Consider the following 14,156-nt stretch of genomic DNA (forward strand, 5'->3'; position numbering starts at 1 on the left):
AGTGAGAACGAACGTGGCTACCACTCGAAAGCAAGGCCGACCTAAAAGCGAAGAGAAATACCATCTTATATTGCATGCAGCGTCTTGCCTGTTCTTAAAAGAGGGTTTTGCCAACACATCTATGGACACTGTGGCTAAAGCCTCAGGTGTGTCTAAACAAACGGTCTATTCTCATTTCGAAGGAAAAGATGCTCTCTTTAAAGCAGCAATCTCATCGAAATGCAGATCATACCAACTCGACACCCAGCAACTTATCGACGCCACTTCAGGTTCACTCTCACTATTAGAATGTTTACGAAAAGTTGGCTGTCAGTTTGTGCGACTATTACAAGATCCTGAAGCCATTGCTATCTTTCGAGTAATTATAGCTGAAGCGGTAAATAGCCCTCATGTGGCAACACTTTTTTATCAGGCTGGCCCCGAAGCTTCCCTATCTACATTGAGTGATGTCATAGAGAAGTTCGGAGAAGGTAGCTTAAGCCGTGATATCGCCCAACAGCTAGCAGTTGACTATTGCGCCCTGCTTAAGGGGGAATATCACACCATGATGCTGTGCGGCATACAGTCACCGCTTCAAGACGAAGCGATCACAGCCCACGTAAATAGCGCGGCCGAAAAGATCCTTTTACTCTTTACCCACTATACTCAGCAACACAATTAGCCGACATCTGCGCACATGCACACTTGCATTTTGATTTGTGGAAAGCCCTTTTCAATAAAACGCCAAACTGAGAAAATCGTAAGGCAAGATTAACGTTGCGCTAATGACTTAACCCCAGCGGTATTATAAACTAGCGCCGTTTTCGTTGATGATTGAGAAGCGCATGTCTGACTTTACCGGTAACCACATTCTTTCGGTTAATCAATTCGATCGCGAGGCCATTGAGAAAGTGTTCTCAGTTGCCAATTCCATGCAACCCTATGCCAAACGACAAAAGCGCACAACCGTGCTAGATGGCGCCATTCTCGGTAACCTTTTCTTTGAGCCAAGTACCCGTACGCGAGTTAGCTTTGGTACCGCATTCAACCTTTTAGGTGGTGAAGTTAGAGAAACCACCGGCATGTCGAGCTCTGCGCTGGCTAAAGGAGAGTCATTGTACGACACAGCCCGTGTGCTGAGCGGCTATTCCGACATTATTGCAATGCGACATCCTGCGGCGGGTTCAGTGGCAGAATTTGCCGAAGGTAGTCGTGTACCTGTTATCAACGGTGGTGATGGCGCAAACGAACACCCAACCCAAGCACTGTTGGACTTGTTCACGATTAAACGTGAACTGGAATACAATGGTCACGGCATTGACGGCTTACACATCGCCATGATTGGTGATTTACGCTACGGCCGAACAGTACACTCTTTATCTCGCTTGTTATGTTTGTTTAAAAACATTCGCTTTACGCTCATTTCGCCAAAAGAGCTGGCCATGCCTCAGCCCATCATAGACGCCATCGAAAATGCGGGGCACCAGCTTACGATTACCGATACCCTTGAAGGGAATATGGATGCGGACATATGCTATCAAACACGCATTCAGGAAGAGCGCTTTCCTTCTCAAGAAGAAGCCAACAAATACCGAGGTAAGTTCCGCCTTAATCAGTCGATTTACACGAAACACTTTCAGTCGAAGACCGTTATCATGCATCCACTTCCACGAGATTCACGTATGGAAGCCAACGAATTAGATAACGATCTAAACCTTAATCCAAACCTCGCCATTTTTAGACAAACCGACAATGGTGTACTTGTCAGAATGGCATTGTTTGCGCTTACTCTGGGTGTAGAAAACCTTCTCACTAAGTACGAGCGTGACGTTGTTTGGTACAGCAATAAGAGTAAGTAATTACATGCAAAAATCTGAAGCCCTATTTACCCGCGCCCAAAAAACCATTCCTGGTGGCGTAAATTCACCCGTTCGCGCTTTTAAAGCGGTAGGCGGTACACCTCGCTTCATCACGAAAGCTGATGGCGCTTACATGTGGGATGCGGATGGCAAACAATATATTGACTATATTCAGTCTTGGGGCCCTATGGTTCTAGGTCACAATAACGCTCAAATTCGCGAAGCGGTTATTGAAGCGTCGTATAACGGCCTATCTTTCGGTGCTCCTACCGAAGCTGAAGTGATCATGGCTGAGTTGGTTAGCGAACTGGTTCCATCTATGGAAATGGTACGCATGGTGAACTCTGGTACAGAGGCCACCATGTCAGCTATTCGCCTGGCTCGCGGCTACACGAGCAGAAACAAAATTGTTAAGTTTGAAGGCTGCTACCACGGGCACGCCGACTCACTGCTAGTGAAAGCGGGCTCAGGGGCGCTAACCCTTGGTGTACCAAGTTCACCAGGTGTTCCAGCAAATGTTGCTGAGCATACGCTTACCGTTGAATACAACAACCTAGACAGCGTAAAAGAAATCTTCGAAGCCCATGGCGATGATATTGCGTGCATTATCGTTGAACCTGTCGCAGGTAACATGAACTGTATCCCTCCTGTGGAAGGCTTCCTTGAAGGACTTCGCGCTATTTGTGACCAATATGGCAGCGTATTGATTTTTGATGAAGTAATGACAGGCTTCCGCGTATCTCGCGGCGGGGCGCAAGAGCGTTATAACATCAAACCAGACCTGACTTGCTTGGGTAAAGTCATTGGCGGCGGCATGCCAGTGGGCTGTTTTGGTGGCCGTCGTGACATTATTACTCACATAGCACCGACAGGGCCAATTTACCAAGCGGGTACGCTTTCTGGTAACCCAGTAGCAATGGCTGCAGGTCTTGCTGCTTTAACGCAAATAAAGCAGCCTGGACTTTACGATTCAATTTTCGAAAATACGCAAACGCTAGTGGATGGTTTCCAAGCCCTTGCTGACAAACACAATATTAGTCTAACTACTAATATTGCCGGCAGTATGTTTGGGATATTCTTTACTGACGTAGAGAAAGTCACGAACTACAAGCAAGCAATTAACTGTAATACCGAGCAATTCAACAAGTTCTATCACGGTATGCTAGAGCAAGGCGTTTACTTAGCACCTGCATCTTATGAAGCGGGCTTTGTTTCTAAAGCGCATGACGCTGCAGTCATTGAGCAAACCCTTGCTGCAGCAGATAAAGTGTTCTCAACGCTTTAAGTTAATTCCTTTCTGGTAATTTTTGCACTAATACGCCCACCGTGGCGTGTTAGTGCCTCTTCTTCATTGCTTCTCTCATACGTAACGCTTGAATTCCTCGCGGGCTAGATTATTAGCCTTCATTTAAAAGCAGTTTATAGGTGTGGTGTTATCAATGGATTGGCAGTTTGGCGCTATTTGCGCGCTTTTTCTCTACAGTGTCGCTATCACAATTTTGCACGTAAGGCGCAGCCGTCGGTTTTCATACAGAGCTAGCCAATTTAAACGTGGGCGTCATGTCTCCACCACTGTCGCAAAAAACGACGACGAAACGCACTTTCACACAGCTGCCGATGAGGCCCAAAGGCTTACACAAACCTTTCAAAAATTCATTCCAAAGCAGTTTGTGGAGCACATGTCGAATTCTGACGTAGACGCGCTGGGTCTTGGCTATGCGGCAGAAAACGACGTTGCGATTATGTTTTGCGATATCAGAGGCTTTACTGGTTTTTCTGAACGTATTACGCCACAAGAGTTGATGAACTTTCTTAATTCTTATTTCACCAGAATGAACGATCCTATTCATCAAAACCACGGTTTTATTGATAAGTTCATGGGCGACGCCATTATGGCGCTGTTCGATCATCGCGAAGGATCTTCACAACAAAAAGCTATGGATGCGGTTAATGCTGCGCTCGACTTACGCAAAGCCCTGACAATATATAACGGCCATAGAAAGAACAGTAACTACGAACCAATTAATATGGGAATAGGTATCCACTTTGGCCCTGTTATTATGGGTACGGTAGGTTCAGAAGATAGGATGGATACCACCGTCATTGGCGATAGCGTAAACATTGCTTCTCGCTTAGAAGCTTTAACACCCAAATACGAGGCGGATATTATCGTAAGTGCCCAAGTTCTTCAGACCATAGGGTCTGGCTTCCCAATTAAAACCCGCTTGCTTGACTGGGTAAGAGTGAAAGGACGAAAAGCGCCAATTGAAATATACGAGGTGTTAAGCCACCTTTCAGAGAGTGAGCAGGAAAAGAAGTTGGCGGTTCAGACCAAGATTGCCGCAGGTATCGCATGCCGTATAAATCAGCAGTGGGACGAGGCCATTTCTTTTTTTGAGACCGCTGTCGCTATGAGCCCAAACGATTCGCTAGCGCATCATCACATAGATGTTTGTCGAATTTACAGAAGCGTCGATTTTAAGGAGGATTGGGATGGTGCGCTAGTCTACTAATCCCAATGGCCATAAGCGACGGTTAAATTTAGGACTCAGATAACTTAGCCTGCTGGCGAATAAAATTAATGGATGGCGCGAAAAACGCAGCACCTGTTTCAGCACTGGTAAAGTCCAGCCATCTGTCATAATCGCCTTCACCGTTGCCGTATATTTGGCTGTGGAGCATCTGTTTAAATGGCCGCGCACTGGCACTACAGCTTACAAAGAATAAGCCTTGAGAGGCCATATCACCGTATGGCATGCCTTGCTTAATTAGCCTTGGTTCGTCGCCATCGGGCGCAACAGTGCTTGCCCTAACACAGTGCGAAGATTCAGACTGTTCGCTACTTACCAAATTGTGCTCTTGCGTGGTGCCCATCACTTGTTCTTGCTGACGGCTTGAAAGACTATTCCAACGCCTTAAATCATGGCGATAGCGTTGTATGTGAACATAGCTGCCACCGCTAAAGTCAGGGTCATCTTCGCCAATAATCCCGACTTGTCTGCGCTTCATTCCACGTGGATTATCTGCGCCATAAAGAAAACCATTGAGGTCACGGCCATCTAAGTACCTAAACCCTCTTATCTGCTCCACCAGTTCTACATGAATACGCAACAAATCCATCACTTCAATGCCAACCGCATGGCAAATATCCAGCCTATCAGCGCGAATTTGAATGAAGAGATCGCAAGGCATGGTGGGGGCACTTCTATCGTCACACTGCATATCAGGAAAAGGGGCAAGCTCAACAGGTATCAAACCGGGGTATACCTCAGCCCAGTAACCGGTGCCAATAGCGACAACCCCGGTTACCATGGCTTCGTAGTGCTCATTCTCAAAATGCTCGAATATATCCAGCACGCGAGATAGTTTGGCGCGTACGGCTTGGCTATCGTCATCAATGACGTTCAGTAATAAATACTGTGCATGTAAATTTGGCTCAGCGCAGAGGCCTTTTTGTGGTTGTGTCATTGCCGCTCTTGTTGTTATTAACGCCTTGTTCTGACGTTTCGCTGCTGGCGATCATTCGCCGCGCTTTGTTGTGCGAACCTTATCGTAAAGTGTAGCGGCTGCTTCAAACTTTGAAACCCTTTAAAGCGAAGCAGCAAACGGGGGAACAAATTAACTCCGCCGCCTATTATTTACACTAGTGTGCTTAATAGCCCGCGGCTTGTCCATCTTTTCGCGTTTCTGAAGCGCCAAAATAGACACCTTTCTGCTCGTCCCAAGCGATGGCCTGATAGCCACCGAACGCGCCTACCACGCGTTGAAGCTTATGCCCCCGCTCCATTAGCTCTCGCTGAACGGTTTCACTGAACCCGGATTCTAAGCTCACATAGCCACCATCAGTCATCAACGCGCCCGTTGGGCTACTCGACCCACTGTGCAGTATGCGTGGAGCATCCCCCGCTTCCTGCAAATTCATTCCGAAGTCGAGAATGTTTACAATAATTTGCGCATGCATTTGAGGCTGAGTTCCACCGCCCATCACGCCAAAGCTCATCACTGGCTTACCGTTTCTTGTTACAAAAGCCGGGATAATGGTGTGAAATGGACGCTTTCCCGGGCGATATTCATTAAAGTGCCCTTCTTCAAGGGTAAACATCTCACCTCTATTTTGAAGAATAAAACCTAGCCCTGGAGGTGTCATGCCTGAGCCCATTCCGCGGTAGTTACTTTGAATTAAGGACACCATATTGCCCTCTTTATCAGCAACGGTCAGATAAATGGTATCCCCTTCATAAATACCCGCATCAACGCGATTCGCTGCTCGTTCATTATCTATGAGCTTCTGGCGCTTAGCGGCATACTCTTTCGAAATTAGCCAGTCGACTGGAATATCGTTGAAGTCTGGATCCGCATAGAACTTAGCGCGATCTTCGAAGGCGAGCTTCTTGGCTTCAACAAAGGTATGGATGTAGTCTGCTGAGTTAAACCCCATTCCTTCGATATCATAGTGCTCAAGCACATTGAGAATCTGTAGTGCCGCTATGCCTTGTCCGTTGGGCGGAAGTTCCCACACATCATACCCGCGATAGTTAGCAGAGACGGGCTCTACCCACTCCGAGGTATGTGATGACAAATCCTGGTATGACAAAAAGCCGCCTTGAGACTTCATGTAAGCATCGATAGTGCGTGCGATATCGCCCTTATAAAAAGCATCTCGCCCGCCTGTTGCAATCTTTTCATAGGTCACGGCTAAGCCAGGGTTTTTAAAAACATCGCCTTTTTGCGGAACTTTCCCGTCGATAAGAAAAGTCTCTGCGAAGCCGTCATAGTGACCAATTCGCTCTTGATTCATCTGCCAGTAATAGGCAATGACTTCTGAAACAGGAAACCCCTCACGGGCATATTTGATAGATGGCGTAAGCAGCGCAGACATGGGCAGCTTGCCAAATTTTTCGTGTAGTGCAAACCAGCCATCTACAGCGCCAGGGACAGAAACGGGTAGCGGACCGAATTTTGGAATTTGATGCAAACCACGCTCGGCAAACACCGCTTTGGTTAACTGTCTGGGTGAACGGCCAGAAGCGTTTAAGCCGACTAGCTTTTCTTCTTTTGCATCCCACACAATGGCAAATAGGTCGCCGCCAATACCGCTGCCTGTAGGCTCAACTAAACCTAACATGGCATTGGCTGCAATAGCTGCATCAACTGCACTGCCGCCTTGTTTTAAAATATCCAATGCCACTTGCGTAGCTAATGGTTGGCTTGTTGCTGCCATGCCGTTCTTTGCAATAACTTCTGAGCGACTTGCAAAGGGTTGCCCCGTTATTCTGTCATAGCCCAAACAGCTGATACTAAAGAAAGCCAGTATCAAAGGTAGAAGTCGCACACTTGCAGTCATAACCGTCCTTTTACTAAAACGTTGCCGATAATAAATCTAGCGTTAGTTTATCGATTCATAGTGTAGCGTTATTGTCACATTACGCCTAGGCTCTTTTCCTAAGCTCAATAATGGTCTTAAAACACATTGCATGAAACGAAAAAAGCCCCGCATTAGCGGGGCTTAAACGAAGTAATAAGGCATTATTGTTATTGTTGTTTCGTTGCCTAATCGAGACTCTCTTACGAACGGCTGCTTGTGAAGTCTGGGTATGCTTCCAGACCACATTCGCTCATGTCTACGCCGTCGAATTCTTCTTCTTCGCTCACACGTACACCCATAACCGCTTTAATCACTAGCCATACCACTAGGCTCACTACGAATACCCATACAAAGATAGTCGCTGCACCAATTAGCTGACCAGATATGCTTGAACCATCGTTAGTGAAAGGTACAAGGATAAGACCTAGAAGACCTACCACGCCGTGAACTGAAATTGCGCCCACTGGATCGTCAATCTTAAGCTTGTCTAGTGCAACAATGCTAAGCACTACTAAAATACCACCAAGGCCGCCGAACAAAGTAGCTTGTAATGGTGTAGGTGTTGAAGGCTCTGCTGTAATAGCCACAAGACCGGCTAGTGCACCGTTAAGTACCATAGTTAGGTCAGCTTTACCGAATAGAATGCGTGCTACGATAAGTGCAGCAATTGCACCACCAGCAGCTGCAGCATTTGTGTTCATAAATACAATCGCTACTGAGTTTGCACTTTCAACAGTTGCAGTAGCCAGTACTGAACCGCCGTTGAAGCCAAACCAACCCATCCACAGGATAAATGTACCTAAAGTTGCAAGCGGTAAGTTTGCACCTGGAATCGCGTTTACTTTACCGTCAGCGGTGTATTTACCCTTACGAGCACCAAGCACAAGAACACCAGCAAGAGCAGCAGCTGCACCAGCCATGTGAACAATACCTGAACCTGCAAAGTCAGAGAAACCAAGGTCGCCAAGCGTATACATACCGAATACTGCTTCGCCGCCCCATGTCCAAGCACCTTCCATTGGGTAGATGAAGCCCGTCATAACAACTGCGAACGCTAGGAATGCCCAAAGCTTCATACGCTCAGCTACCGCACCAGATACGATAGACATTGCTGTTGCAACAAATACTACTTGGAAGAAGAAGTCAGCAGAAGGTGCATATGTTGCTGGCTCTTCAGCGACACCTGTTGCGCCATCAGCCATGATACCGCTAAGGAATGGACCCCAGTCGCCGCCACCGTACATAATGCCGTAACCGCAAATCATGTACATAGTGCAAGCGATAGCGAATAGCGCCACGTTTTTAGTTAGAATTTCTGTGGTGTTTTTCGCTCGAACAAGACCTGCTTCAAGCATCGCAAAACCTGCAGCCATCCACATAACCAGTGCACCGCAGATTAGAAAATAAAAGGTATCTAGCGCATACCCAAGTTCAAAAGTGATTTCCATTATGGTTTTCTCCGCAAATATATCGTTGTGGCTTACAGCGCGTCGCTATCCGACTCACCAGTTCGAATACGAACGGCATGTTCAAGGTCGTAAACAAACACCTTGCCGTCTCCAATTTTGCCTGTTTTGGCAGCGCCAACGATGGCTTCTACCAGGCGCTCTACTTGATCATCCTGAACAGCAATTTCCAGTTTGACTTTAGGTAGAAAATCCACCTGATATTCCGCTCCGCGGTAAAGTTCAGTGTGTCCTTTTTGACGTCCAAAGCCCTTCACTTCGGTCACGGTCAAACCGTCGATACCGATTTCTGAAATGGCTTCACGAACATCATCTAGCTTGAACGGCTTGATGATCGCTGTGACTAGTTTCATGAGTTGCTCCCAGTTTGTTTTGGTTATTCTGTGATTTATGGTCGTGTTTCCAACTATGGGAAGATAAACCAAGAGCCATGCCACAAATGATTAGCCAAATAAATCAAACACATACAAGCAAACGCTTCATGAACGCACAAAAATAATGCACACTAATGGTGCACTGTTAAAAATTTGCCCAATTTTGAAGCGGTATGAGGTTGCGGTAAGGTGAGAGGACTAAAAAGTGCGATGAAATTAGGATGGAACTATTCGATAGGGCCCATGGTCTGTTGTTTACTATGACGACTATCACCCCATCTTTCTTTGCGCCTGAGCGCAGCATTGAACACCATTCCGTTGCAAAGAAAACGGCGTGGCGCCCACTATTAATTTCGGGCTGTGCACATGTGTTTGGGATCATCGTAGTGGTCATACTTTCTCAAATGGGCATCAACAACCAAAAAGCACGAGTAAATGTTTTGGAGCGAACGCCAGAGATAAGCGCCAGACTGTACTATCCCCCCGTTCCACGCCCTCCAGCCCAAGCTAAACCACAAGAAACTAAACCAATCGATGTTTCCCCTAAAAGGCAAGAAATTGAGTTGAAGCCTGACGCAACCAAAGCGACTGAAGCACTTGATAGTAAGAATGAAATTGTAGAAAGCCCTGCGCCCAAGCAGCAGAAAAATGCTGAGCCCGATACACAGCAGGTACCCATTGAAAGTAAGCCGACTAATACACTGCCGTCGCCCACTTTATCAAAAGACGCAAATCGGCGCGCAGGCTCGTTGAATCTATCGGTAAAAGATGGCGCAGCCCTCTACTTTGAAAAGTATCACAGTGACAAAGTCGCTGAAGACGCAGAACAGGCAGCAAAAGCATTTCAAGAGCGTAAAAATAGTCCTGTGCTTAGCGGGCCAAGCACACAGCAAATACAAGCTAATGAAAATCGACGCCCTTCAAAACGCGTAAACTGTAGCAGTACGACCAATAAAACTTTGGCGATATTGAGTGGAATTGCTGGTGGAACCTTAGAATGCACCAAAATGGACGACCACAAACGTTTTATAGAAGCCAGAGTCAATAAACTTCCTAAAGACGAAGAGATTAACTAGTTGTCTCTATCAACGATTTACCGTCATGTGAGGTAAGCCCTTATCACAGTCACTTTCTTTTGAAAAACTTAGGGGGTCGCCCGAAATACGCTTTGAACCGGCGACTGAATGCTGCAACATCTTCATACCCTGTTAGCTGAGCTATACCCATCATTGGTGTATCGGTATTTCTAAGTAGTGCTTTGGCCTTTTCCATCCTCACTTTTACAAGGTAATCTCGTAAACTATGCCCGGTGGCTTCTTTAAAGCGTGTTTTGAATTGCGTTGTTCCCATGCAGGCTATCCGTGCTAACTCCACCTGTGTAAAGCCTCGGGCAAGGTCGCGATGAATATGGCTTAATACAGGAGTCATTCGCTTATCCATGCTGCATCCTTTCAAGGATGTTTCTAGCAAGGTTAAAAATAGCGCCAATATTTCTTCATGGCCTTGGTCAGCAAATTGGCTAATTTGAATCTCTACAAACGATAAAAATGCCTGTAATGCTGACGTTACCTGAAATATCGGGTGCAACCTGTCATTTAAATTAACTGGCACATACTCCAAGTCCGCCACAATAAATTTTGACAGTTCGTTAGCGCTAAAATAATGGACCTCATTCGGCGCTATGCATACGCCTTCGCCTACGCCTACTCGCCCGCTAAAATTATCGATTTCTATCAAGATATGTCCGTTGATAGGCAGCACTAACTGAAAGTAGTTGTGTTTATGGCGGCACGTTTGCTTCGTATATGAGCGTACGGATAGCGATGGAATTGGGCTGTCAGTCATTTTATTGCTCCCAATAGTCCATATAAGGTAGTACTGAACTTTTGCTTAACTCATCGTTTATTTGCATCTATTTCCTTGCCGTTAACTCAGTACTCTCTGCCGTTAGATTAAGCACTTTTATTCATTTTGTCACAAATACGTGCAATATTTGATACGCCTAGGAAGGCGTCGAACACTACGTTTAAGGAATAAATATACATTTAAAATAAAGACAATAACGGAAAATAAATGAATATAAACTTACGTCAAATAGTCGGCTTGGCAGGTGCGTTGTTACCCGCTATCGCCATGGGTCAGGTCTCCAATGGAGACTTTGAAACATGGACGTCTGGCGCACCTAATTCATGGTCAACTATCGACTCCGGCATTAATGTAGCTGAAAACTCGGTCTACTCATTCTCGGGAAGCAAGTCTGCTGCAGTTACCGTCAATACGACAACGCAAGGTTCAACTGACTTCCGTCAGACAACCAATGTAACCGCCGGTCAAAATTATGAATTTTCAGTGAGGCTATATCACACTGAAGGTGCTGTAAAAGCACGCCTATATGTAGACGGTTATCAAGGTTATTCTGACAACAGCTTAACCGGAAACTGGCAACAGCTTACTTTCTCTTATTCCGCTACAGCGTCAAAAGAGATTGAGGTGGGGTTACGCTTTTATGATCAGACGGGCTTTGATGGGTCAGAAACCGTCTATGTAGACGCATTCGAGCCGACTACGCTTGGGTCAGGTGGCAATAACGGCGGTGGAAGCGCGTGTGCTAGCCATTCAGGTGTTTTGAACTTAACTACCGACAATTACGGCAGTGAAACCAGTTGGCAAATAACTAACGCAAACAACCAAGTTGAAGCCTCTGGCAGCAGCTACGCTAGCAACCAAAGTTATACTGAAGCGGTTTGCCTTACTGATGGAGAATATACCTTTACCATTAGTGATGCCTATGGCGATGGAATTTGCTGCTCCTATGGCTCTGGCAGCTATAACTTGCTAATAGAGGGCGTGTCTGTTGCTAATGGCGGCTCTTTCGGCGCGAGTGAAAGCACCAGCTTTAGCGTTGGTACAACGAGTGGCGGCGGCAGTGGTGGTGGTTCATCAGAACTCACTGGTTACTATGCAAGTGCCAACGGTCTGTCAGGCTATGCGTTAAAAACCGAGCTTTACAACATTATCAAAAATCATAATACACAAAGCTATGGCGACCTTTGGACATTCTATATTTCATACACAAGCGACAGCTACTATGAAAATGACGGCTCCATTTTGGACATGTATTCAGAAAACCCAAATGGTAGTGACGCTTACAGCTACACGGCTGGTTCTGACCAGTGTGGCAGCTATAGTGGAGAAGGCAGTTGCTATAACCGCGAACACGCCTTCCCGCGCAGCTGGTTTGGCGGTGCAGTCTCGCCGATGAATACTGATGTTCATCACGTTTTTGCAACCGACGGCTACGTTAACGGTCGCCGAAGTAGCTATCCGTACGGTGATGTCGCAAGTGCTACTTATACGTCATCGAATGGTTCCAAACTGGGCGCGGGCTCTTCTGCTTCTGGTTATACAGGCACCGTTTTTGAGCCCATCGACGAGTTCAAAGGTGACTTCGCTAGAGCGTATTTCTACATGGCGACACGTTATGAAAACGTCATTGCAAATTGGGAAACGAATAGCACCTATGGCGACGCAGTGTTGAATGGTACGAGTGATCAAGTATTCGAAAGCTGGTTCTTAACTCTGCTTTTAAGCTGGCATTCTCAAGACCCTGTAAGCCAAAAGGAAATCGATAGGAATGACGCTGCCTTCAATTTCCAGAACAATCGAAACCCTTTTGTTGATCATCCAGAACTGGTAAACAGCATTTGGGGTAATTAACTTCAACATGAGAAGAGCACGAGCGTGCTCTTCTCAACTCACACTTCCTCTGAGTTCGCCTTTTCTGTTGGTGATAGCCCTGAAAATTGCCTAAAACGAATTGTGATTTATCGGCATTATTCCTGATTGTATATCACCCATGTTTTAAGTACGCTAAGCTGCTATTTACTGGGGATTACTCTAACTGTAATACATAACAAAGGATATTCGACGTGGCCGCAGCTAACTTACTTGCCCTACTTGATGATATAGCAACGTTAATGGACGACATCGCAACCATGTCGAAAGTCGCTGCGCAAAAAACAGCGGGCGTTTTGGGCGACGATTTAGCGGTAAACGCCGACCAGGTCCAAGGCGTTAAAGCAGACCGAGAGCTACCTGTTGTATGGGCAGTAGCAAAAGGCTCACTTATTAATAAAGCAATATTGGTTCCTGCGGCATTAGCCATCAGTGCTTTTGTGCCCTCACTTATAACCGTCCTTTTGGTACTGGGCGGGTTATATTTATGTTTTGAAGGTGCAGAAAAACTACTGCACAAATATCTTCCCCACGAAGATGAAGAAAAAACACGAGAAGCCAGAATAGAAGCGCTTACCCACGAAGATGTGGATATGGTAGCTTTTGAGAAAGATAAAATTAAAGGCGCTATACGCACAGACTTTATACTGTCTGCTGAAATTATTGTAATTGCATTAGGCACAGTGACCGATGCAACACTCACTACGCAAATTGGTGTACTAGTAGCACTAAGCTTAGCGATTACCCTTGGCGTTTATGGGCTGGTAGCGGCACTAGTTAAAATGGACGATGTTGGGCTTTACATGCTTCGCAAGTCGTTGACAGGTTCAATGAACACCCTTCAACGATTTATTGGCAGAGCGTTATTAGTTGCCGCCCCCGCATTAATGAAAACCCTTGCGGTTGTAGGCACCGTTGCTATGTTTTTAGTCGGTGGTGGCATCCTCACACACAGCATTGGCTTTTTGCACGTTATTACCGACTGGTTTACCGCACTTATCCCAGACGCATCGCTGGTTATGTCTATACTTGCTGATGGTGTTGTTGGTATTGCTGCTGGTGTGATCATTGCGCTAGTAGTGACAATGGTTTCACAATTTAGAAGTAAAGCGTCCTAGACCTACTCACTCCTTTATACATTGGCGGCGCTGCTCTTCTTTATAGACTAGCGCCCCTATTTCTGACCTTTCTCATGGTCACCAGTGTCGCTGCGCAAGTGTTAAAAAATTTGCGTTAGTCATTTTGACCACCTCTACATTAAATTCGCTAAATTTTAGTATTTCTTTAACCCCCCAACTCCACCTTCATTTTTTATCAAAAGTTAAAATTCATTAAATTCATATACTTACCTTATTTTTACGAGTTGGCACATCCCTCG

Annotated in this window: 12 protein-coding genes; 7 read left to right on the forward strand and 5 right to left on the reverse strand. The window is 46.0% G+C overall.

Annotated elements, in window-relative coordinates:
* The first annotated feature begins 13 nt into the window (after positions 1–13).
* The 4 genes from AWH61_RS17455 (at position 14) to AWH61_RS17470 (ending at position 4,351) form a co-directional block, all read left to right on the forward strand.
* Positions 14–661 carry a TetR/AcrR family transcriptional regulator gene (locus AWH61_RS17455; protein WP_014975467.1) on the forward strand — a complete coding sequence of 216 codons (648 nt, stop codon included), beginning with the start codon at positions 14–16 and terminating at the stop codon, positions 659–661.
* A 163-nt stretch (positions 662–824) separates the two neighbouring features.
* The gene (locus AWH61_RS17460; RefSeq protein ID WP_014948009.1) at positions 825–1,838 is read left to right on the forward strand and encodes an aspartate carbamoyltransferase; all 1,014 of its coding nucleotides are present in this window, start codon (positions 825–827) and stop codon (positions 1,836–1,838) included.
* A 4-nt stretch (positions 1,839–1,842) separates the two neighbouring features.
* Complete coding sequence (hemL, locus tag AWH61_RS17465) at positions 1,843–3,123, forward strand: glutamate-1-semialdehyde 2,1-aminomutase (RefSeq protein WP_014948008.1); 1,281 nt, start codon at positions 1,843–1,845, stop codon at positions 3,121–3,123.
* Between the two features lie 154 nt (positions 3,124–3,277).
* Entirely contained in the window at positions 3,278–4,351 is a 1,074-nt protein-coding gene (locus AWH61_RS17470) for an adenylate/guanylate cyclase domain-containing protein (protein WP_075177777.1), read from the forward strand.
* A gap of 28 nt (positions 4,352–4,379) precedes the next feature.
* Here the strand turns inward: AWH61_RS17470 and AWH61_RS17475 are convergent, their stop codons facing one another.
* The 4 genes from AWH61_RS17475 to glnK form a co-directional block, all read right to left on the reverse strand.
* On the reverse strand, positions 4,380–5,306 hold the full coding sequence (locus AWH61_RS17475; RefSeq protein WP_014948006.1) for a Dyp-type peroxidase: 927 nt from the start codon (positions 5,304–5,306) through the stop codon (positions 4,380–4,382).
* Between the two features lie 184 nt (positions 5,307–5,490).
* Entirely contained in the window at positions 5,491–7,182 is a 1,692-nt protein-coding gene (gene ggt / locus AWH61_RS17480; protein WP_014948005.1) for a gamma-glutamyltransferase, read from the reverse strand.
* 221 nt (positions 7,183–7,403) lie between these two features.
* A complete protein-coding gene (locus AWH61_RS17485; protein WP_014948004.1) occupies positions 7,404–8,651 on the reverse strand; it encodes an ammonium transporter AmtB in 1,248 nt (415 codons plus the stop codon).
* Between the two features lie 32 nt (positions 8,652–8,683).
* Positions 8,684–9,022: a P-II family nitrogen regulator gene (glnK, locus tag AWH61_RS17490; RefSeq protein WP_012516988.1), complete on the reverse strand. Its 339-nt coding sequence runs from the start codon at positions 9,020–9,022 to the stop codon at positions 8,684–8,686.
* Between the two features lie 242 nt (positions 9,023–9,264).
* Here glnK and AWH61_RS17495 point away from each other — a divergent pair, with 242 nt between their 5' ends.
* On the forward strand, positions 9,265–10,119 hold the full coding sequence (locus AWH61_RS17495) for a hypothetical protein (RefSeq protein ID WP_075177778.1): 855 nt from the start codon (positions 9,265–9,267) through the stop codon (positions 10,117–10,119).
* 49 nt (positions 10,120–10,168) lie between these two features.
* Here the strand turns inward: AWH61_RS17495 and AWH61_RS17500 are convergent, their stop codons facing one another.
* The gene (locus AWH61_RS17500) at positions 10,169–10,888 is read right to left on the reverse strand and encodes an AraC family transcriptional regulator (protein WP_075177779.1); all 720 of its coding nucleotides are present in this window, start codon (positions 10,886–10,888) and stop codon (positions 10,169–10,171) included.
* Positions 10,889–11,116: 228 nt separating this feature from the next.
* Here AWH61_RS17500 and AWH61_RS17505 point away from each other — a divergent pair, with 228 nt between their 5' ends.
* Together AWH61_RS17505 and AWH61_RS17510 are read left to right on the forward strand one after the other, a co-directional pair.
* Positions 11,117–12,760, forward strand: a complete 1,644-nt coding sequence (locus AWH61_RS17505) for an endonuclease (protein ID WP_075177780.1) — start codon at positions 11,117–11,119, stop codon at positions 12,758–12,760.
* Between the two features lie 212 nt (positions 12,761–12,972).
* Complete coding sequence (locus AWH61_RS17510) at positions 12,973–13,896, forward strand: DUF808 domain-containing protein (RefSeq protein WP_014948000.1); 924 nt, start codon at positions 12,973–12,975, stop codon at positions 13,894–13,896.
* Positions 13,897–14,156: the final 260 nt, after the last annotated feature.

Source organism: Alteromonas sp. W12, from assembly GCF_001924945.1.
GTDB classification, from domain to species: domain Bacteria; phylum Pseudomonadota; class Gammaproteobacteria; order Enterobacterales; family Alteromonadaceae; genus Alteromonas; species Alteromonas macleodii.

What these genes read in the sequence shown, in the direction of transcription:
- AWH61_RS17500 (WP_075177779.1), bottom strand. Translation starts at nt 10,888, where the DNA reads ATGACTGACAGCCCAATTCCATCGCTATCCGTACGCTCATATACGAAG.
- glnK (WP_012516988.1), bottom strand. Translation starts at nt 9,022, where the DNA reads ATGAAACTAGTCACAGCGATCATCAAGCCGTTCAAGCTAGATGATGTT.
- AWH61_RS17475 (WP_014948006.1), bottom strand. Translation starts at nt 5,306, where the DNA reads ATGACACAACCACAAAAAGGCCTCTGCGCTGAGCCAAATTTACATGCA.
- AWH61_RS17505 (WP_075177780.1), top strand. Translation starts at nt 11,117, where the DNA reads ATGAATATAAACTTACGTCAAATAGTCGGCTTGGCAGGTGCGTTGTTA.
- AWH61_RS17460 (WP_014948009.1), top strand. Translation starts at nt 825, where the DNA reads ATGTCTGACTTTACCGGTAACCACATTCTTTCGGTTAATCAATTCGAT.
- AWH61_RS17495 (WP_075177778.1), top strand. Translation starts at nt 9,265, where the DNA reads ATGGAACTATTCGATAGGGCCCATGGTCTGTTGTTTACTATGACGACT.
- AWH61_RS17470 (WP_075177777.1), top strand. Translation starts at nt 3,278, where the DNA reads ATGGATTGGCAGTTTGGCGCTATTTGCGCGCTTTTTCTCTACAGTGTC.
- hemL (WP_014948008.1), top strand. Translation starts at nt 1,843, where the DNA reads ATGCAAAAATCTGAAGCCCTATTTACCCGCGCCCAAAAAACCATTCCT.
- AWH61_RS17485 (WP_014948004.1), bottom strand. Translation starts at nt 8,651, where the DNA reads ATGGAAATCACTTTTGAACTTGGGTATGCGCTAGATACCTTTTATTTT.
- ggt (WP_014948005.1), bottom strand. Translation starts at nt 7,182, where the DNA reads ATGACTGCAAGTGTGCGACTTCTACCTTTGATACTGGCTTTCTTTAGT.